16 protein-coding genes and 1 pseudogene are annotated in these 19,204 nt (G+C 62.2%); 14 read left to right on the top strand and 3 right to left on the bottom strand.

Translation table 11 applies throughout. The features are described from left to right. Positions 1-292: 292 nt before the first annotated feature. The 4 genes from GOB87_RS14280 to GOB87_RS14265 all read left to right on the top strand — a co-directional run bounded on the left by GOB87_RS14280 (position 293) and on the right by GOB87_RS14265 (position 4,851). The gene (locus GOB87_RS14280) at positions 293-2,338 is read left to right on the top strand and encodes a glycosyltransferase N-terminal domain-containing protein (RefSeq protein ID WP_166318214.1); all 2,046 of its coding nucleotides are present in this window, start codon (positions 293-295) and stop codon (positions 2,336-2,338) included. Then, entirely contained in the window at positions 2,331-3,344 is a 1,014-nt protein-coding gene (gene lpxK, locus GOB87_RS14275; protein WP_166318211.1) for a tetraacyldisaccharide 4'-kinase, read from the top strand. Before GOB87_RS14280 ends, lpxK begins: the two co-directional genes overlap by 8 nt. Then, positions 3,341-4,264 (top strand): lysophospholipid acyltransferase family protein, encoded by a 924-nt coding sequence (locus GOB87_RS14270; RefSeq protein WP_166318208.1) that lies wholly within the window; start codon positions 3,341-3,343, stop codon positions 4,262-4,264. Before lpxK ends, GOB87_RS14270 begins: the two co-directional genes overlap by 4 nt. Positions 4,265-4,488: 224 nt before the next feature. Continuing rightward, complete coding sequence (locus tag GOB87_RS14265) at positions 4,489-4,851, top strand: hypothetical protein (protein WP_166318205.1); 363 nt, start codon at positions 4,489-4,491, stop codon at positions 4,849-4,851. Positions 4,852-4,920: 69 nt separating this feature from the next. Here the strand turns inward: GOB87_RS14265 and GOB87_RS14260 are convergent, their stop codons facing one another. Continuing rightward, positions 4,921-6,333, bottom strand: a complete 1,413-nt coding sequence (locus GOB87_RS14260; protein ID WP_166318203.1) for a penicillin-binding protein activator — start codon at positions 6,331-6,333, stop codon at positions 4,921-4,923. 83 nt (positions 6,334-6,416) lie between these two features. Between GOB87_RS14260 and rsmI the strand changes: the two genes are divergently transcribed. Both rsmI and GOB87_RS14250 read left to right on the top strand, forming a co-directional pair. Further along, positions 6,417-7,325: a 16S rRNA (cytidine(1402)-2'-O)-methyltransferase gene (gene rsmI / locus GOB87_RS14255; RefSeq protein WP_373320665.1), complete on the top strand. Its 909-nt coding sequence runs from the start codon at positions 6,417-6,419 to the stop codon at positions 7,323-7,325. A gap of 155 nt (positions 7,326-7,480) precedes the next feature. Further along, the gene (locus GOB87_RS14250; protein WP_166318197.1) at positions 7,481-8,881 is read left to right on the top strand and encodes a sugar porter family MFS transporter; all 1,401 of its coding nucleotides are present in this window, start codon (positions 7,481-7,483) and stop codon (positions 8,879-8,881) included. A gap of 5 nt (positions 8,882-8,886) precedes the next feature. On the opposite strand, the gene GOB87_RS14245 is transcribed toward GOB87_RS14250, so the two are convergent. Further along, a complete protein-coding gene (locus GOB87_RS14245) occupies positions 8,887-9,219 on the bottom strand; it encodes a DMT family transporter (RefSeq protein WP_166318194.1) in 333 nt (110 codons plus the stop codon). A gap of 302 nt (positions 9,220-9,521) precedes the next feature. Here GOB87_RS14245 and GOB87_RS14240 point away from each other — a divergent pair, with 302 nt between their 5' ends. The 8 genes from GOB87_RS14240 (at position 9,522) to GOB87_RS14205 (ending at position 19,115) form a co-directional block, all read left to right on the top strand. Further along, the gene (locus tag GOB87_RS14240) at positions 9,522-10,688 is read left to right on the top strand and encodes a hypothetical protein (RefSeq protein ID WP_166318191.1); all 1,167 of its coding nucleotides are present in this window, start codon (positions 9,522-9,524) and stop codon (positions 10,686-10,688) included. Then, entirely contained in the window at positions 10,658-11,788 is a 1,131-nt protein-coding gene (locus GOB87_RS14235; RefSeq protein ID WP_166318188.1) for a hypothetical protein, read from the top strand. Before GOB87_RS14240 ends, GOB87_RS14235 begins: the two co-directional genes overlap by 31 nt. A gap of 9 nt (positions 11,789-11,797) precedes the next feature. Further along, entirely contained in the window at positions 11,798-11,986 is a 189-nt protein-coding gene (locus GOB87_RS14230) for a hypothetical protein (RefSeq protein ID WP_166318185.1), read from the top strand. A 72-nt stretch (positions 11,987-12,058) separates the two neighbouring features. After that, a complete protein-coding gene (locus GOB87_RS14225) occupies positions 12,059-13,450 on the top strand; it encodes a replication-associated recombination protein A (protein ID WP_166318182.1) in 1,392 nt (463 codons plus the stop codon). A 25-nt stretch (positions 13,451-13,475) separates the two neighbouring features. Then, entirely contained in the window at positions 13,476-14,450 is a 975-nt protein-coding gene (locus GOB87_RS14220) for an RluA family pseudouridine synthase (protein ID WP_166318179.1), read from the top strand. 2 nt (positions 14,451-14,452) lie between these two features. After that, positions 14,453-16,609, top strand: coding sequence for an AsmA family protein (locus GOB87_RS14215; protein WP_242006463.1), 2,157 nt, complete (start codon positions 14,453-14,455; stop codon positions 16,607-16,609). Further along, entirely contained in the window at positions 16,606-17,361 is a 756-nt protein-coding gene (locus tag GOB87_RS14210) for an ATP12 family chaperone protein (protein ID WP_166318173.1), read from the top strand. The genes GOB87_RS14215 and GOB87_RS14210 overlap by 4 nt, the downstream gene beginning before the upstream one ends. Positions 17,362-17,927: 566 nt before the next feature. Then, entirely contained in the window at positions 17,928-19,115 is a 1,188-nt protein-coding gene (locus GOB87_RS14205) for an RNA-directed DNA polymerase (protein WP_166318170.1), read from the top strand. Here the strand turns inward: GOB87_RS14205 and GOB87_RS14200 are convergent. Next, a pseudogene (locus GOB87_RS14200) lies at positions 19,105-19,204 on the bottom strand (IS5-like element ISMex42 family transposase); the annotation flags it as partial. The gene GOB87_RS14205 and the pseudogene GOB87_RS14200 sit on opposite strands and share 11 nt — an antisense overlap.

Raw genomic sequence — 19,204 nt, 5'->3', positions numbered from 1 at the left:
CACTCTGTCTGCATCGGGTTTTCTTGATGATTATGGAAATTTCTTTTCTACAAAACAGACTTTTTCATAATCTAACCCGATGTACAACCCTTCTGTGAGATTTCCGCGACGATGTCCTGACACCCGAAAGACACAATGGAGCGCAATAGGGGAACCGTCCCGTCGCGCTCTTTATCTCCAGAACCAAGCCCATCAGCGCCCTCACACTTCCTGTCCACCTCCACCCATGCTAACCGCGCGACATGGCCGCCCGTCCTTCCCTCTTTCTGTCATTCACCTCTCAGCGCGCAGCATGACTCCGCGCGACGTAACGAAGACGTGGTCCAGCCGCCTGATCTGCCATGCCATCCGCGGCTGGCTCGGTTTTGCCTTGCGCACCACGAACTGGCAGATCGAACTTCATCCCGAAGCCCGTGCCTTGCTCCTCGCGGATCGTCACAAAGGGACGTCTCATACGGGTCTGCTTGTCGCCTTCTGGCACGAAGCCCTCGCCCTTTCTCCGGCCCTGTGGTGGTGGGCGGAACCGCGTAATCCGAGCCTGAGGCTGCATGTGCTCATCAGCCACAACCGCGACGGACGTCTGATCGCGGAAATCGTCGCCCCATGGCGCATTCCCGCCCTCCATGGCTCCTCCAATAAAAAAGGTAAGGACAAAGGGGGATTGCTCGCCCTGCGACAGATGCGAGCAGCCTTGCTGGCGGGCGATGTGGTGACCATCATGCCCGACGGGCCGAAAGGGCCGCTGCACACGGTGCAACTCGGCGTGCTCGCGCTGGCGGAAATGACGGGCGCTCCCATCCTTCCCATGGGGGCGATGTGTCGCCACTGGCGCGCACCGTCATGGGACCGAATGCTCGTGCCGCTGCCGTTCGGACGCGGTCGGCTCGTCTGTGGCGCACCGGTTCATGTGACATCCGAGACACGCGAGGCAGCGCAAAAGCTGCTGACGGAACGGCTGAACGCCGCATCGGCAGAAGCCCAGCGGAAAACGGACGCCTCACCCGAACCTCTGGCTCCCCTGTCCACTCATTCCCCATCGAACGCCTTGGGCGCCAAAATCTGGTCCGCCTTCGCCACACTGCTGGCGCCTGCCTTGCTCGCGATGCTGCGTGTGCGGGTGCGCCGGGGACGTGAAGTGCGTGAGCGCCTGCGAGAGAGAATGGGTTTCTCCACAGGGCAACGACCGAATGGTCCGCTGGTCTGGTTTCACGCCGCCAGTGTGGGGGAAACTCTTTCCATCCTGCCCGTCATGCGCGCCCTGAGCGCGGACATGACCCTGCTGGTCACCACGGGCACCGTCACAGCCGCCCGTCTACTGGAGCGGGAAGCGTCCGATCTCCTCACGCAAAAACGCATGCAGCACCGTTTCGTGCCCCTCGACGTTCCGCGCTGGGTGCGGCGTTTTCTGCGGCATTGGAAACCCGATGCTCTGGTTCTCACGGAAAGCGAACTGTGGCCTAACCTGATCGCCGCCTGCGCTACGCAGCGCGTGCCGGTGAGCGTTCTCAATGGACGCCTCTCTCCGCGCGCCCTGTGTGGGTGGCTGCGTGCCCCAGCTTTTGCGGCGCACGTCATGGCGGGGCTGACATGGGTTGCCGCCCGCTCACCCGACGATGCAGCCCGCTTCCGTATGCTCGGCGCACAACACGTCTCCTGCGATGGCGATCTTAAGACCGCCGCCCCGCCCCTGCCCGCAGACCCCGACATGCTGACGCGAGCCCGCAGCGCGCTCGGCAATCGTCCGGTCTGGATCGCCGCGTCAACACATGAAGGCGAAGAAGACCTTATTCTCGAAGCGGCACATCGCCTGCGCCAGACATGGCCGAATCTGCTGACCATCATAGCGCCCCGCCATCCCGAACGTGGTGCCGATGTCGCCGCACTCAGTGCACGCGCCTTTCCGGGTTGTGAGCTGCCCCCCCGTCGATCACAGGATCAGTGGCCCCGTCCGCAGGACGCCATATGGATCGTGGATACGCTGGGCGAACTCGGCACCGTATTCCGCCTCTCGCCCATCGTGTTCATGGGCAACAGCCTTTTCCCAACCGACACTTCGGCGAAAGGTGGGGGCCATAATCCGTTCGAGCCGGCCCGTCTCGGCTGTGTTCTTGCCTCCGGTCCCCAGATCGGCAATTTCGAAGAAGCGTTCACAGCGCTCTCGGAAGCCGTGACCATCGTGCCCGATGCTTCGGCGCTGGCGGACTGGGTGGCCGCGCAGTTGTCCGATCCTGCTCACGTCAAAGCCTGCGGCGTCCTCGCACAAAATGCCGCCGCCCATAATGCCGCTCTGCCCCAGCAACTGGCCGATCGTATCCGCGCTCTGGTGCGGCATGGTTAAACCAACACTCACACCTCCCGCTTTCTGGTGGCGCAAAGCCGGTATCATTGCCCACCTCCTTCGCCCATTCGCTACCCTTGTGGCCATGGTCGCACGGCGTCGCCGCCGCCAAAGAGGCTGGGTCGCGCCGGTCCCGGTGCTGTGTGTGGGAAACCTGACTGTGGGCGGCACTGGCAAAACGACCGTTGTGCTGGACCTCGCACGTCGCCTGAACGCCCGGGGCGAGCGTGTTCATTGTCTGACACGTGGTTATGGAGGACGACTGGGACGGGGTGGCCAGCCCGTGCGTGTGGAGCCAGCCCGTCATGACGCGCGTGATGTCGGCGACGAAGCTCTGCTGCTGGCCGAAGTCGCCCCCACATGGGTCTGTGCCGACCGCGCGGCGGCAGCAAAAGCCGCCTGTGCCGCTGGCGCCACCTGCCTGCTGATGGATGATGGTTTCCAGAACCCGAGCCTGCATCGCACACTTTCTCTCGTGCTGGTCGATGGCGCTGTGGGATTCGGCAATGGCCTTCCGCTACCGGCCGGCCCCCTGCGGGAAGGACTGGATGCAGGGCTCGCCGCCGCCGATGCGGTCGTTATTACAGGGGAGGACCGCAGCAGGACGGCCGAACGTCTTGCGCGCCACGCTCCGGATAAGCCGGTTCTGTCCGCCGGACTTATAATGGACGCGCCACCCGAACAGGCTCGCACTCATCCGGTCGTGGCGTTCGCTGGACTGGCGCGGCCGGACAAGTTCTTCGAGGGCCTGCGCGCGCTGGACATCCAGCCGGTGTCTTGCGTGCCTTTCCCCGATCATCACGTCCTGACCGAGCGCGAGCGCAACTGCCTGCTTGCGCTGGCACGGACGCACAACGCTCTTCTGCTCACGACACCCAAAGACGCCGTGCGCCTGCCATCTGCTTTCCGGCAAAAAGTCGAGGTAATTGGCGTGAATCTCCAATGGAATGCACCGCGAAGCGTTGAACGGCTGTTGGAACGGCTGCTGAACAAGGAGCCGTCATGAACGATCCCAGAGTATCTTTGGGCATGCGTGCGGAAGCATGGCTGGCGTGCGGCGTGCTCGCACTCCTGCGGCGCCTTGGACCGGTGCGCTCTTCCAATCTGGCCGGCGGTTTCTGCCGAGTGGTTGGGCCTCTCCTTCCGGTCTCGAAAGTGGTCGATACCAATCTGCGACTGGCCATGCCGGAACTGAACACATCCGCGCGCCGACGTATCGTGCGCGGCGTGTGGGAAAACCTCGGCCGCACAGTGGGCGAGTTTCCACATATTGCGAGCCTGCGCGAAAACACGCCCGAAGGCCCGGGATTCGAAGTGGTGGGAGCCGAACATCTGCTCGCACAGGCGCGGCGTGACGGCCCGGCGCTGTTTGTCTCGGGCCACATCGGCAACTGGGAAATGCTTCCGCCCGCCGTAGCCCGTCACGGCGTCGGGTTCGCCTCCTTCTACCGCGCCGCTTCCAACCCGCTGGTGGACCGCCTGATCCGCGATCTGCGCAATACGGCGATGGTCGATCCTCTTCCCCTCTTTCCCAAAGGCGCCGAGGGCGCGAAAGCCGCCCTGAAGTGGGTCAGCAACGGGGGAAGACTGGGTCTGCTCATGGACCAGAAAATGAATGACGGGATCGAGGCCCGTTTTTTCGGCCATCCCGCCATGACCGCGCCAGCTCTGGCCTTTATGGCGCTGCGCCTGAACTGCCCCGTCATTCCGGGCTATGTGCAGCGGCTCGGCCCGGCCCGCCTGAGAATCGTGGTGGAAGCGCCTCTCGATTTGCCCGCCAGCGGCAACCGTCAGACCGATGTGGCGTTATTGACCCAGACCATCAACGACCGGCTGGAACACTGGATCCGCGCCCGTCCCGAAAGCTGGCTGTGGCTGCATCGACGCTGGCCGCGCGAGGTGATGGCAACCGCGCAACACGATTGATTCGCGCGCACCGCTCCTATTGCTCTGCACGCAAATCAATCACCTGCACACCAATATGCCCATTTATTGTGCAGTATCGCGCATCGCTTCCGAAACGATGTGTTCTCTCCGACACGCCCTTTTTCACCGCCCCGAAACAGGGGCGCAAACTCTTCGTTTATCGTTGGCGATCCCTTCGCCAAGCACATACCGTTCATGTGTCGGATGCACGAAGGAGATACGAAATGTCGGATGTGATGCTGTCCCCCCAAGTGGATTTCGGGTCCAACGTCATTCCCTTCCGTATGGGATTTCTTGCTCGCCACCGCGAATATCTTGCCCGCTGGCTGGAAGCCGGACTGCGCATGGGGCTGTGCGCCACGGAAATCTGTATCGACGAAGACGCACCCGCGACCTGCAACGAGGTGATCGTTGTCTGGGTGCGTGAGAACGCTTCGCCCGCTTACCTTATCCGGCCCGATGGCGCCCGCTGGCTCGTGATCGACGCGCTCCGCGACACCACCCTCAGCCGTGAAGCCTCTCTGGAAATGGCGCTCGACTTCATCCGTCCCGCCCTTCCGATGCAGGGCAAGGTGGTCGCGGCCTGAGGCCCCGCCTTTCTATTTCCGACATTAAAGCGAGACTGCCCGGTTAGACCGACCGGGCATAATGTGTTTTTACGACGCGCCAGAACTTGTCGGGACAGGCTTTCCATCGGCTCCCAGCAGACGAGCGCCTCCACCCGGCTGTACCTCGAAAATGCCCAGACGACGCTCCGTTGAGCCATCGGGCATCAGGCGCACAACACCATCGGCTCCCACAAAACCCTCGGGCCGGGTCAGTTGATCGACCGGATAACCGCTTCCGCCACTGGCCTGATAGGTCGTGGCCGCGACGGTTCCCGCATCATAGGCAAGATCGGCCATCGGCTTGGGCACACGATGATTGGCGGCCGCGAACGCCTGCACGAATGCTTTGCGTCCCGCCGGATCGGGCGCTGCGTACCACGCACCGGCGATGCTGCCGAGCTTGCCCGCAAATGCGGCCCACAGGCCCGGCCCCATCACGCGCACATCGGTCGTGCGCACCTGCGAGGCCTTCATCGCATCGATGACGTTCTTCAACCCCAGCCCCGTATCCGCCAGCAGCAACGCATCGAAAGGCGGCGCCGACATGACAGGAGCGGTGGCCGCACTGCCGACCTTGGCCGTCGCGTCATCCGTCTTGGGAGCCGTGGAAGACAAGGCATTTGCCAGATCGGTGGGCAGATCCTGTGCCGGAGCCGCCGCTTCACCCGAGGCCGCCGTCATGCGGCTGTCGCGCGCGGACAACGTGGCCAGACCGGAGTTGATCGCCTCAGGTGTCGGCGCGTGATAGGTCACCTGCGGCGCGGACAGCGCGTTCTCCTGACAGGCGACAATCAGCGCGTCACCCATGGCGTGACCCAGCGGAGTATCAGGCAGGAAGGCTGCGAACTGTCGCCGTCCTTCCGCTTTCGCGGCCGCGACCAGACGCTCCACCTGCTGGCGCGGCGAAAGACCGAACGCCCACACCCCGGGACGGCCCTGCGCGACATCGCTGGTGAAGGCAATAACAGGCACACCGCTCTGGATCGCCACGGGCGCGATCATGGAGGTATCGGGGCTGGTCAGCGGCCCGAGAATGATGCCGTCTCCCGAACTCACAGCCGCCTGTATGGCTGCGGCCGCGCCACCGACCGCCGTGTCATGCGCATCGATCTGTGGAACCGGCGCCGTGGCGGGCGTGCCGGGTTTTGGCGCCATCGCCACCCGTGCCGCCGCCAGCATTTCATTGCCCAACGCTCCATTGGGACCGCTGAGCGGCAGCAGAACGCCCACATTGCGCGCGCCGCTCGTGGTACCTGCTGTAGTGCCCGAAGAAAGCGACACAGGCCCGGACGAACAGGCCGTGAGTGCGAAAAGCGCCACGCCGGAGAGATGACGCAGCAGGCGACGACTGGTATGGCCCGACCTGCCGGAGGACGAAGAGGAGACGGAAGCGTTCCGTTCCTGATACGACTGCGCGGCACGAGCGCCTTTACGCGACGGGAACCTGCATGTCCGATCCATCTTCACCCTCTTTCTCAGAACCAGTGTCTGCCGGATCACAGGCTACGCTTTCCCCGGACGACCCGACTTCCCATAGCGAAGGAATGCCCCCGCGTCATGTCGGAAGCATGGCAGACATCCAGAAAAATGGATCGGTGGAGGGCGGCCTCCTGACATTGGTGGCCACACCCATCGGCAATCTGGGCGATCTTTCCCCCCGCGCGGTCAACGCCATGCGTGAGGCCGATCTGGTGCTGTGCGAGGACACACGGGTCACCGCGCGGCTGTTTTCGGAGTTCAACATCCAAGCCCGCGCCGAGCCGCTTCATGAACACAACGAGCGCCAGCGCGTGCCCGGATTGATCGCGCGACTTGAGGAAGGACAGAAGATCGCCCTCGTCTCGGACGCGGGCATGCCGCTGCTCTCCGATCCGGGGTATCGCCTCGTTCGCGCCGCCATCAAGGCGGGTGTGCCCGTGACCGCCGTACCCGGCCCGAACGCAGCGCTGACCGCCCTCGTGCTCAGCGGTCTGCCCCCTCACCCCTATCTGTTCGTGGGATTCCCGCCTCCGCGCAGCGCCGCCCGGCGCGAGAGTTTCGCCGTTCTCCGCGCCGCCGAACGCGCCGGACTGCGTGCCACGCTCATCTGGCACGAAGCTCCACATCGCTTGGCCGAAATGCTGGCCGATCTGGCGGTTGTGTTCGGGGACGCCCGCCCCACCGTCGTAGCCCGTGAGCTTACCAAACGCTTCGAGGAAGTCCGCCGCGACACGGCAGCGGCACTGGCGACACTGTACGAACAGGCTCCGCCACGCGGAGAAATCACGGTACTTGTCGGCCCTCCCGGTGAAAAAGAGGACGCCGATCCAGCCGACCTCGACCGCCAGCTTGAAGCGGCGCTGGCAACCTCGTCCGTCAAGGACGCCGCCACGCTGGTCGCCACCACCGTGGGACTGCCAAGGAAGGTGGTCTATGCCCGGGCGCTGGAACTTTCAGCAGCACGCAAGAAGTAACGGCAGAGTGAACACCAGCTTTCCAAATCACGAAGAAAGCACCCAAATCAAGGCTCTGGTCATGTTCCGGTAACAAATTCCGGTTGACTTGGAGGAATGGCAAACCGAAGGTCTCCAGCCTTGGGGTCACCCCCTCATGGAGCCCGGAAATTCGGATGTCGTCTTCCACCAGCGGACTTACCTCGCATCAGATGGCGGCACGGGCACGTCGTCTTTCCATTTTCGTAGGCGCTGCCGCCGCACTGGCCGGCCTCATGTTCGGTCTGGACACCGGCGTAATTGCTGGCGCTCTCCCGCTCCTCAGTCACGATCTGGGGACGAGTGACCGAACGGCGGAATGGATCGTCTCCTCCCTCATGCTGGCGGCCGCCTTCGGTTCCTTTCAGGCGGGCACGCTGGCCGAACGCTGGGGACGACGGGGAACGCTGCTGATCGCCAGCGTTCTGTTCCTGATCGGCATCGCCCTGTGCGCGCTCGCACCCGGCGTGGAGGTGATGATCGCAGGCCGCATATGCCTCGGGCTGGGCGTGGGTCTCGCTGCGTTCGCAGCCCCTCTCTACATCGCCGAGATCACGGCCCAGAGCCGTCGCGGGCGCATGATCGCGCTTTATCAGTTGATGATCACCATTGGTATCCTGATGGCCTTCATCTCCGATGGCCTGCTGGCGCAGGGTGGGCACTGGCGCTGGATGTTCGGCGTCATCGCTCTGCCGACACTGATGTTTCTGGGCACAACTCTCATGATCCCGCCCTCTCCACGCTGGCTGCTCATGAAAGGGCGACGCGAGGAAGCCGTTCTGGTGCTTCGGGAACTGCGCGGCTCCCCCGAAGCCGCAAAGACGGAAGCGGATGGTATCGAACTTCAGCTTTCCCATGAGAAACAGGCCGGTCTTGCCCTGCTCCGGGTGTCTCCGGGCTTTCGGCGCACCTTCACACTCGGCATCGCCATTCAGGCGCTCCAGCAGTTCAGCGGCATCAATGTGCTGATGTACTACGCCCCGACCGTGCTGGAACGCTTGCATTTCAGCGCCTCTGCCGCTGTGTGGTGCACCACGGCGCTCGGTGTGGCGAACACGCTGGCCACCATCGTTTCCGTAATGCTCATCGACCGATGGGGACGGCGTGGTCTGCTGCTGCTCAGCACGGCAGGAGCGGCTTTTGCCATGCTGGCCTTCGGCACATTGCTGTGGACGGGAGATCATTCCCCCGCCCTGACCGTCGGTCTTCTCGTGCTCTTCATCTGCGCCTTTGCCGTGGGAGAAGGACCGCTGCCATGGGTACTGTGTTCCGAAATCCAGCCCCTGCGCGGACGAACCTTCGCCATTTCCTGCTCCACCCTGTCCAACTGGATCGCCAACTGGGCGGTCAGCAACGTTCTGCTCTCCAGCCTGAACCTAATCGGGGCGCATGGTGTTTTCTGGTGTCTCGGCGCCTTCAATGCCCTGTTCTTTGCCGTGACGTGGTTCTTCGTGCCCGAAACGCGTGGCGAATCCCTCGAAGACATCGAAGAACGGGTGAATGCAGGTGTGCCGCTGCGCAGGCTGGGACGAACCTGAAGACCTCAGTGCGGCGATGAACCCGACAACAGGTTAATCACGCACACACCCGCCACGACCAGCACCATCCCAACAATGGCTGCCCCGTCGGGGCGCTGGCCACGCAGAAGCCATGCCAGCAGGATGACAAGCACCGTCCCGAGCCCTGACCAAATGGCGTAGGCGATCCCAGTGGGAATGGTCCTGACTGCCAGCGAGAGCAGATAAAACGAGATGGTATAACCCGTCACCGTCACAACCGATGGCAGAAGACGGGTAAATCCCTGCGTCGCGCCCAGACAGGACGTGGCCGTCACTTCGGCGATGATGGCAAGCAGAAGCTGAAAGCTGGCGGGCATGGGCATCCAGTGGTCACGACATGGCTATACGAAAAAAGAGATTTCCATTCCCTGAGTGAATGGAACTACGGGGCACATGACGAGTCTCCCCTGCTTGTTTCTCATTACCAAACATTTCATTGAGACGATTGTACGAAAACGTCCTGCCGCGTTCGTTTACTTCCTGCTCAATAAAAAGCCCCATACAGGACGCGGCGGATCTGTGCATCCGCCACAGTGTCATCTTCTTCATGAGTCGTTTTGATGTTCTCGACCAGCGTTCTCTGGGCTTCTGACGCCCTGACCGACATGAAAAACCGGCGGTGAACACATCTCCCTCCGAACAGATCGTCCGGCGCAACCGCTTCGATGCAATGAAAAAACTGTTCGGACGCGCCCGTCGTCTGGCCGATTCCGGCACGCACGGCTTTGTGCTCGTCATTCTCATGGTCTGCGGCCTGCAATTTCTGCTTTCGGCTCTCTTCGCACTCCCGTGGGGAGGTCTCGTATCCGCCAACTGCCGCTGGGACTGCGCGTGGTACGAGCAGATCATGCGCTCCGGATATTCCGCCCTCCCCCATTTCGATCCTGATCAGGCGGGAAAGGCCGACTGGGCGTTTTTTCCGCTCTACCCTTTGTTTGCGCGTCAACTGGCGCTTTTGCTGCCATTCGGTTTCCTGACCACAGGTCTTCTGCTCAATCTTGCCCTCTGGCCGCTACTCATTTTCCTGTGTCATCGCGAACTGGAATTACGCGGCATCACGATAAACCGCCTGACTTTCGCGTTGTTTTTCGCACTGTTTCCACTGAATATCTGGTACACTGCGCAATACTCCGAAGCGATCTACGGCGTCGCCCTCATGGCTGCCATCATAGCCCTGCGCGAAAACCGTGTCCCGCTCGCCGCTGTCTGCGTTTTCTTGCTCTCTTTGTCGCGCCCCACCGGCTTCATTCTTACACTCTGCCTCGCAGGCTGGCGGATGACCGCCTCGCAAGATCCTACGGCGTCCTCGCGTAAACGCCTCTCCGATGGTCTTCTGCTCATCGCCGCCGGTGGGGCAGCCCTGAGCCTGTTCACGCTGTATCTCTATGGACTGACCGGAGACGGCTTTGCTTTTGCGCATGTCCAAATCGCATGGAAACGACACCTACGCTTCTTTCCTCTCGTCATTTTGTATGGCCTACTGACGCCCGCTCTATTGGGCTTTACTCTCTCTGCCGTTCTGGCAATTGTCGTGATTGTCAGGATGTGGAAACAGAGTTGGCGACTCCCTGCCATTCTTGTAGGCACGACGGCGCTTCTTGCTCTCTCCAGTGGCGTAGTATCCATTGAACGCTATATTTTCGCCAACCCGCTCACCATCCAGTTTCTCGCCTGCACCTCACTGGCGAAACCCGTCTCGACCTATCGGAAGCTGTTCCTTGACCTTGTCATCCTGCGCATAATCGCCATCAATCTATGGTACGCCCCCACTTTCGTACTGATGTAGCGCCCCAACCGAAGCGCCACTCATGCGGTAACAGCGCCACAAATCTTCTTGTGATCGCGGCGTGCTGCCTAGCCGGGCTGAGTGTCTGCGCCCTGCTGGCCATACCCTGGGGCGGGCTGGTCACCGCCAACTGCCACTGGGACTGCTGGTGGTATCTCGACATCAGCCGTGATGGCTACCCGTCCCTGCCGCATCCCGCAGGCACAGCCGGTCCTGGCCAAGCCGCATGGGCGTTCTTCCCTCTCTACCCGGCGCTCATTCATCTCACGAACCGCCTCTTCGGCCTGCCACCCCAAAGCGCCGGACTACTGGTCAACATCCTGCTCTGCCCCCTCCTGATCTTCCTGTGTCAGCGAGACGCCGAATGGCGCGGTCAGCCTGTGAACCGCGCTTTGTTCGCGCTCTTCTTCGTGCTCTTTCCCTTCACCATCTGGTACACCGCGCAGTATTCCGAAGCCCTCTATGGCGTTGTGCTGATGGCCACGCTGCTTGCCTTGCGACGCCATCACATCCTGCCTGCCGCCATGGGATGCGCTCTGCTCGCCCTCACCCGCCCCACCGGGTTTGCCATGAGCGTCTGTCTGGCCGGATGGTGGCTCGTCGCGCATCGTGACGAACGCAGGAGCACGGTCATGGCGGAAAGTCTGCTTCTGATCGCCGCTGGGGGCGCGGGCCTTTCCCTCTTCGTGCTTTATCTCGCTCACCTGACAGGTGACGGTTTCGCCTTCCTGCATGTGCAGACGGCCTGGGCGCGTCATCTTCAGTTCTTTGTCCTGCCGATCCTTCAGGCCTTCAAGAAGATGAGCAACCTGCCGGGAGGTCTCTGCGCCATCGCCACCATCGGTCTGCTTGTCTGGATGTGGCGACGGCGCTGGCGTCTCGCCGCGTGGCTGGTGGGCATGACAGCGCTGATGGCAGCCTCCACCAGTGTCGTCTCGCTGGAGCGCTATGTTTTTGGTAATCCGCTGACCATCGAATTTCTCGCCTGCATTACTCTCACCCGCTCGCCGCCGATCCGTGCATTGATTCTCACGGCCATGGGGCTGTTTCACATCCTGACTACCCTCGGATGGTACAGCCACAATCCGTCACTGATGTAAGGCCACGCCATGTTCCGTACCCTTCTCATCGTCACGCTCTTGTCTTTCGACGCCTTCGCCCTGTGGCGCGGCCTGCATCCGCACGTCTCGGATACCTATCGCGACTATTACATCGCTCACACCATCGATCTTCCGACGTTCCTCGCACGCGAAAAAGCCGATCTTGCAAAAAATCCCGCAGTTCCCACGTCGCACTGATCTTCACGCGAAAGGTCGCCATCCGCTCACCGTCGCGCTATGAACGAAGGATGAACAGGAAGGGAGACCGTCATGGCCGCGCGACGTGAAACCTCTCCCGGACAGGGAGATGACCTGTTCGGCAGCCCCGCGCAGGACATTCCAAAGTCCACCCGCAGCGCAGGCGCACACGCGCCCACCCAGCCACTGGCGGACCGCCTGCGTCCCGCGCGGCTGGAAGACGTGGTGGGACAGGATCAGCTCCTTGGCCCCAATGGCGCGCTGACCCTCATGCTGGAGCGTGGCTCGCTCGCCAGCCTCATCCTCTGGGGCGGTCCCGGCGTGGGCAAGACCACCATCGCCCGGCTGCTGGCAAAAGCTGCAAACCTGCGTTTCACGCAGATCTCGGCAGTGTTCTCAGGCGTGGCCGACCTGAAAAAGGTGTTCGAGGAAGCGCGGGCCTATGCGCAGACCGGACGCGGCACACTCCTGTTCGTCGATGAGATCCATCGCTTCAACCGCGCCCAACAGGACGGATTCCTGCCCGTGGTGGAGGACGGGACCGTCGTGCTGGTGGGTGCTACGACCGAAAACCCCTCCTTCGCCCTGAATTCGGCGCTGCTTTCACGCTGTCAGGTCATGGTGCTGCGTCGTCTGGACGATCCGGCACTTGAAGCCCTGCTGGTCCGCGCGGAAGAAGAAACGGGCCGCACCCTGCCACTGACGGAAGCCGGGCGCGCCACGCTACGCGCCATGGCAGACGGCGACGGGCGCTATCTGCTCAACATGGTCGAGCAGATCCTGAGCCTGAAAACCGCCAAGCCGCTCGATCCGCAGGAACTCGCCCGCCTGCTGGCCAAGCGCGCCGTGCTGTACGACAAGGACCGCGAAGAGCATTACAACCTCATCTCGGCACTGCATAAATCCCTGCGCGGCTCGGACCCGGACGCGGCGCTTTACTGGTTCGCCCGGATGCTCGAAGGCGGGCAAGACCCGCGCTACCTCGCCCGCCGCCTGACACGCTTCGCCGCCGAGGACGTGGGCATGGCCGATCCGTCTGCCCTGCCGCTCGCCATCGCGGCATGGGAAACGTATGAACGCCTCGGCTCTCCCGAAGGCGAACTGGCGCTGGCGCAGCTTGTGGTGCATCTCGGCACCGCGCCCAAGTCCAATGCGGTGTACAAGGCTTACGGCGCGGCGCGTCGGGCGGCGAAAGCCACTGGCAGCCTGATGCCTCCGGCTCATATTCTCAACGCCCCCACCAAGCTGATGCAGGACATCGGCTATGGCGATGGCTATCAGTATGACCACGATGCGGAGGAAGGCTTCTCCGGGCAGAATTATTTTCCCGACGGCATGAAGCGGCAGCGCTTCTACAACCCGACAGGCCGGGGATATGAACACGAAGTCCGCCGCAGGCTGGACACATGGGCCAAAATGAGGGCAAGCCGCGCAACAGGCGGACCCGGCAGAACCGCTCCATGAGCAAGCAAGACACAGGGCGGAACGGATGAGCGTGACCATGCGGACGGTAAGCGAGGACGAAGCGGACATCCGCCTCGACCGGTATTTCCGTCGCCATTACCCGCATCTGACACAGGGCGCGCTCCAGAAACTCTGCCGCACCGGACAGATCCGCGTGGACGGCAAACGGGTGGAGGCAAAGACACGTCTCGAACCCGGTCAGTCCGTGCGCGTGCCGCCCATTCCCGCGTCTGAAAAACACGCCAAGGATGGTCCTCGTCCGCTGGATGAACGACTGGCGCGCGAGATCCGCAAGATGGTCGTCTACTCGGACGATAAGGTGATTGTGCTCAACAAGCCCTCCGGCCTCGCCACACAGGGCGGCCCCGGCATCACGCAGCATATCGACATGATGCTCGACGGCCTGCGCGAAGGCGACGATCCGCGTCCCCGCCTCGTGCATCGCATCGACAAGGACACGTCCGGCCTGCTGCTGCTCGCCCGCACGCCCGGTGTGGCCGCCAAACTCGCCGCCGCCTTCCGTGGGCGTGATGTAAAGAAAACCTACTGGGCCGTCGTCGTCGGTCGCCCCGACCCTCTCTCAGGCGAGATCGACCAGCCGCTGGCACGACTGGGCGGAGGACCGGGCGCCATCACCATCGCCGCGGAACGTAGCGACGAAGATGCCCAGTCCGCGCGCTCGGACTACGAGGTGCTGGATTCCGCCGGCAAGAAGTTCTCATGGCTCGCGCTCTCTCCGCTCACGGGTCGCACGCATCAGCTTCGCGTGCATTGCGAGGTGCTTGGCACGCCCATTCTCGGTGATCCGAAATACGGTGGCGAAAAGGCGCATCCGGACGGTTTTGAGGACAGGCTGCATCTGCACGCCCGCAGCCTCGTGCTGCCGCATCCCTCCGGTGGGACGCTGGAAGTCAGCGCCGAACTGCCGCCGCATATGCGCGAGACTTTTCGCAGCCTCGGCTTCATTGCCGGTTCCACCCCCGCCCCCCGCAGGAGATGACCATGCGTTTTCGCACCAAGCTCGGCCTTACCCTCGGCGGTTGCGCGGTCCTGCTGGGCGGCACCACGCTGGCCTCGGGTCTGATGGACGCCAACTGGGCGCGCACACGGCTGGTGCAGGCCGTGGCGGAGAAGACCGGCCGCACACTACGTATCGACAGCCTGCATGTCTGGCTGCTGCCCACGCCATGGATCAGCGCGCAGGGCGTAGGACTGACGGACGGCACCCCCACGGGCAAGGACATGTTCAGCGCCCGCGAGATCCGCGCCCGTGTGGCCTTCGGCCCGCTGTTCCAGCATCGCGTGGTGCTGGACAATGTGGTGATGTCCGCCCCCCAACTCGATCTGGAGCGCGATGCGGCCGGCCACGCCAACTGGCACTTCACGCCGCTGGAACGCTCCGGTGAGGGTGGCAGCGGCACAACCTCCGGCCAGCACTGGAACGTCTCTGTCGCGTCCCTGCATCTGCGCGATGGCGGGCTGATCTGGAACGACGCGAAGCAGAATCTGAGCGGCACCGCCACCCTCGATCGGGTGAACGCGAAGGGGCTGGACAGCTCCCTCGTCACGCTCGACGCTCGCGTTCATCATGGCGCGGGCGCTGTGAGGCTGAATGGCACGACCGGCCCTCTGCCACCTGCGAAGGGTCAGCCATGGCCATTGAACGCCGATCTGGCCTTCACCGCCAGCGGCAAGCCAGCGGGCCATCTGCATGTCGGTGGCGTGGTGACGGACCCCGATCAGGGCGGGACGGCCATGGACCTTCAGCTTGAAGGCGCGCTGGATCATCTGCGCGATCTGGAAACCCTCTTCCCCCGTGCCGGACTGCCGGACGCCTCCAACCTCACGCTTCAGGCAGGACTTGCGGGCAGCCTGACCGATCCGACCCTGCGCATGGTACATCTGCGTGCCCAGAGCGCCGATCTTTCGCGTGCGCTGCCAGGCCTGCGCGCCGACACGCTGGCGATCGACGCCGATCACCCCGATGACCTGACGGATGTGGCTCTCAATGGCCGCCTGCGCGACCTTCCCGTTGCTCTGCGCGGCACGCTCGGCACGCCTGACCAGACACTGCACGCCGTGCGTAAACCAGACGCCGTGCCCCTGCCCATCACGCTCGCGCTGGTAAATGGCGCCACCTCGATCAAGGCTTCGGGGGAAGTGGGCGGTCGCAAGACCTCTCTGGAAGTCCACGGTGCGCTGCCAACCTTCGAACTCGGTGCGGGCCGTCCGGCGTTTGAAGACCTCAAGGTGGACGGTCACGTGGCCTCGACCGCACCGGTCTCCAGCTTCAACGGCCCGGACCTGCCGGCCCTGCTTCGCAGCAGCACAGCAACGCTGGCCGTGGTGGCAGCACGCGCAAGCTGGCAGTCCGTTGCATGGGAGAACGTGGAAGCGCACGTCACCGCTGACGACGGCAAGCTCACCATCGACCCGCTGCGCGGCAACGGAACCGGCACGGCGCAGGGCATCGCGCAATCGGGCCGTGTGACGCTGGACGCCAGCGGCTCCGTCCCGCGTCTGGACATCAGCGCCCAGCCGCTGGTCCTGCCTTCTCAGGTCGTGCAGGGCTGGATCGGCATGCCGCAGCTTGTGAACGGCTCGCTCCAGATCGTGGGCAGTGTCACGGCGAATGGCGATGACCTCGCCGCCTGGCGTCAGAGCGCCGTGGGGCATGTCGGCCTGTCGATGGTGGGCGGTCGTGTGAGCGGCAAGACTCTCGCCTCGCTCATCGGACGCGGAATTCCGGTGCATGGCAATATCGGCCTGCGCTGCTTTGGCACCCACATGCAACTGGCCGATGGGCATGCTGACCTTGGCCAGCTTGGGCTGGAAGCCGATGGGCTGTCCCTGTCCGGCCACGGTACCGTGGACCTGACCAATGGGCAGCTTGACCTGCATCTGGCACCGCGCATCGGCATCGGTAGCGCCGCCGCGGCCTCACCCGTTGCGGTGAAAGGCACCATCGACGCGCCCCAGCCCCGACTGGAACCGGGTAGCGACGGACGCTTTGCCATTTCCATCGGCGGACCGGGCGGCAGCGACGCCTGCCCCGATCTGCTCTCTGCTGCCCGCGAAGGTGGCCCCGGCCCTGCGGCTGCTGCCCCCCCTAAGGGCAAGGGCGGCGTGATGGATCTGCTCAAGGGATTGCTGCGATGAGCACGGACAAGAAACGCTTCTCCGCCGATGGTCCCGCCCCGCGCCAGCGTTTCTGGAAAGAGGCAGGCGTGCAGGAGACCGCGGACGGCTTCACCATCACGCTCGACGGCAAACCGGTGCGTCTGCCGGGCGGCAATCCTCTATGCGTGACCGCCCGTCCGCTGGCCGAGGCTCTGGCCGCCGAATGGGCCGCCGCCGGACTGGACGACCCGAAAGGCCGCTTCACCCCCGCCGATTTACCGCTGACACGCATTGCAGGCACCAAGATTGAGCGCGTGCGCCCCGAGCGTGAGCATATCATCGCGACACTGGCCGATTACGGCGCGCATGATCTGCTGTGCTACCGCGCCGAGACCGAAGGCCCGCTGACCGTCCGTCAGGCCGAAGAATGGCAGCCATGGCTGGACTGGCTGAATGAGCGCCACGGCATCACGCTCCGCGTCACGCACGGGATGATGCCCATCAAACAGCCCGAACCCGCCCTGCAACGCCTCCGCACACTGCTGGCCACCCGCAACGATGCCGATCTGGCCGCCCTTGGTGTGGCCGTGCCCGCGCTGGGGAGCCTCGTGCTTGGGCTGGCGCTGGCCGATGGCGCGATCACACCCGCTCAGGCGGTGGCGGCGGCCTCGGTGGATGAGCGTGTGCAGATGGAACGGTGGGGTGAGGACGCCGCGATTTTGGACCGGATCGCGGCGATGAACGAAGACGTGACGGATGCGGCGAGGTTTATGGAGTTGGGGCGAGGGTGAGAGGTGTCGGCTTGCGCCCCATTTCGGACCTCCAAGCGGTTGTTATAATTGCCTAAAAGCCGACATTGCTAGGTAATCTACAATAGATCAAATTTGAGACTAAAGCTGTCGCACATCGACTTCTCCGTGAATATCGAGGTTCCAATAAAGCAGCCATTTGCGATGGCATGCTCGATTAAATGCAATCAGTTAACCGCTTGTAGCCTATGGGGTATTATCATATTCTGCGTGTTTCTGAGCGGTAGACGCAATAGCAGTACGATTTATTGTGGCGGGACTTGTTCGGATGCTGTGTTTAGGGATATGAGACAGTGGTAACAATTGAAGTCATTACTATTTACGTGATCGTTATTGTAAATTAAGCCACTTGGAAGCTAGAGAATTGTTGGATTGGAAAGAGCTGTCGCTCACTGACCTTTTTTTTTGCCTATCGCAAAGCTAAGGTCGATTGTTTTTATGAGTCATCGATCAGAGTAGCCGAGCGGTTTGTTGAATACGAGCAGGCTTTACCTGAAAATCTTGGAGCATTGCTTACACGATTACAGGAAGGTAAAGCTGCAGAGATATTGACCGCTGGCATTAAGCCACCAGTAATCTTTCCCAAGCGTCTTCATTTCGAAGCCAAAAAAGTGCAGGCGGCCGACACGCAAAAGGTACATACCTTTTTCTCGAACCCAGAACGGGCCTTTGAGCGTGCAACTGACCAGAATGTGTTAATTCCTGAATTCCGATTGATCGGTGACTTCAGCGTTGAAGCTCATATCTTGTCCGCGCTGTGGATCAACCTAATCGGCCACAAATTCGACGCGTGTCTGTCTTCATGCGCACTTGCCTCGCGTGTCCGACGCTATCGTGCAGATAAAGAGCGTAAGTCCATCGGCGATTACCATATGGAGGCCCTCGGCTCGTTTGAACCTTATTTCGAACCCTATCGCAAATGGCGCGACAACGGCCTTAACGCGATGCGCGATGCGCTCAAGCGAGATCAGCCAATCATTGCGATGACTCTCGATATCAGCAATTTTTATCATAGCATTGATCCCAGCTTCTTCATCGAACAGCAGTTTCTGGAGTATCTAGGCGTCGATTTGAATCCATTCGAATTGGAGTTTAGCGAGCTTATCAGCATGACGTTGGGTAAGTGGTCAGCGTGTTGCAGCGAGATGTTATCGAAACTCGGATGCTCAATCGATACGACGCAACACTGCGGTATCCCCATTGGCTTGTCAGTTGTGCGGGTGATATCGAACGTACTGCTTGCATTTTTGGATAGACAGGTCGAACGATGTTTAAGTCCGATCTACTATGCGCGGTATGTCGATGACCTGTTCCTAGTAATACATGACTGCGGCGACATTCGCTCGTCTATCGACCTTTGGGACTTTATCACACAGCAGGTTTCCGCTTTTGACCGCAAATCCTGCGGAAACGTCACGCTAACACTACCAAAATGGGCAGGTAAAACTCGGCTGACACTGCAAGCTAGCAAGCAAAAGACATTCTTTCTGAGCGGCCGATCAGGCTTCGACATGCTCGATCAGATTGCAGCGCAGATTCGCGAAGTCTCGAGCGAACGGAGAACGATGCCTCTGCCCGAGGATATCGAAAAATCACGTGCTGCACAGGCATTGGCCACAACAAATTCGGCTGATGACGCTGACAGCCTGCGGCGAGCTGATGGGTTGACCCTGCGTCGGCTCGGCTGGTCGGTGCTGCTACGCGCAGTGAACACACTAGGGCCTGTTAGGGCTTGATCCAGTCTGCTGCGGCAGCGATGTGGATGACCGCGAGGAACGACGTTGCTGTTTTTTCATATCTGGTTGCGACAGCGCGCCACTCCTTG

It is taken from the genome of Acetobacter estunensis (assembly GCF_011516945.1).
GTDB classification, from domain to species: Bacteria; Pseudomonadota; Alphaproteobacteria; order Acetobacterales; family Acetobacteraceae; genus Acetobacter; species Acetobacter estunensis.
Note: the sequence above shows the minus strand (reverse complement) of the source record. Positions and strands in the feature narration are given on the sequence as shown.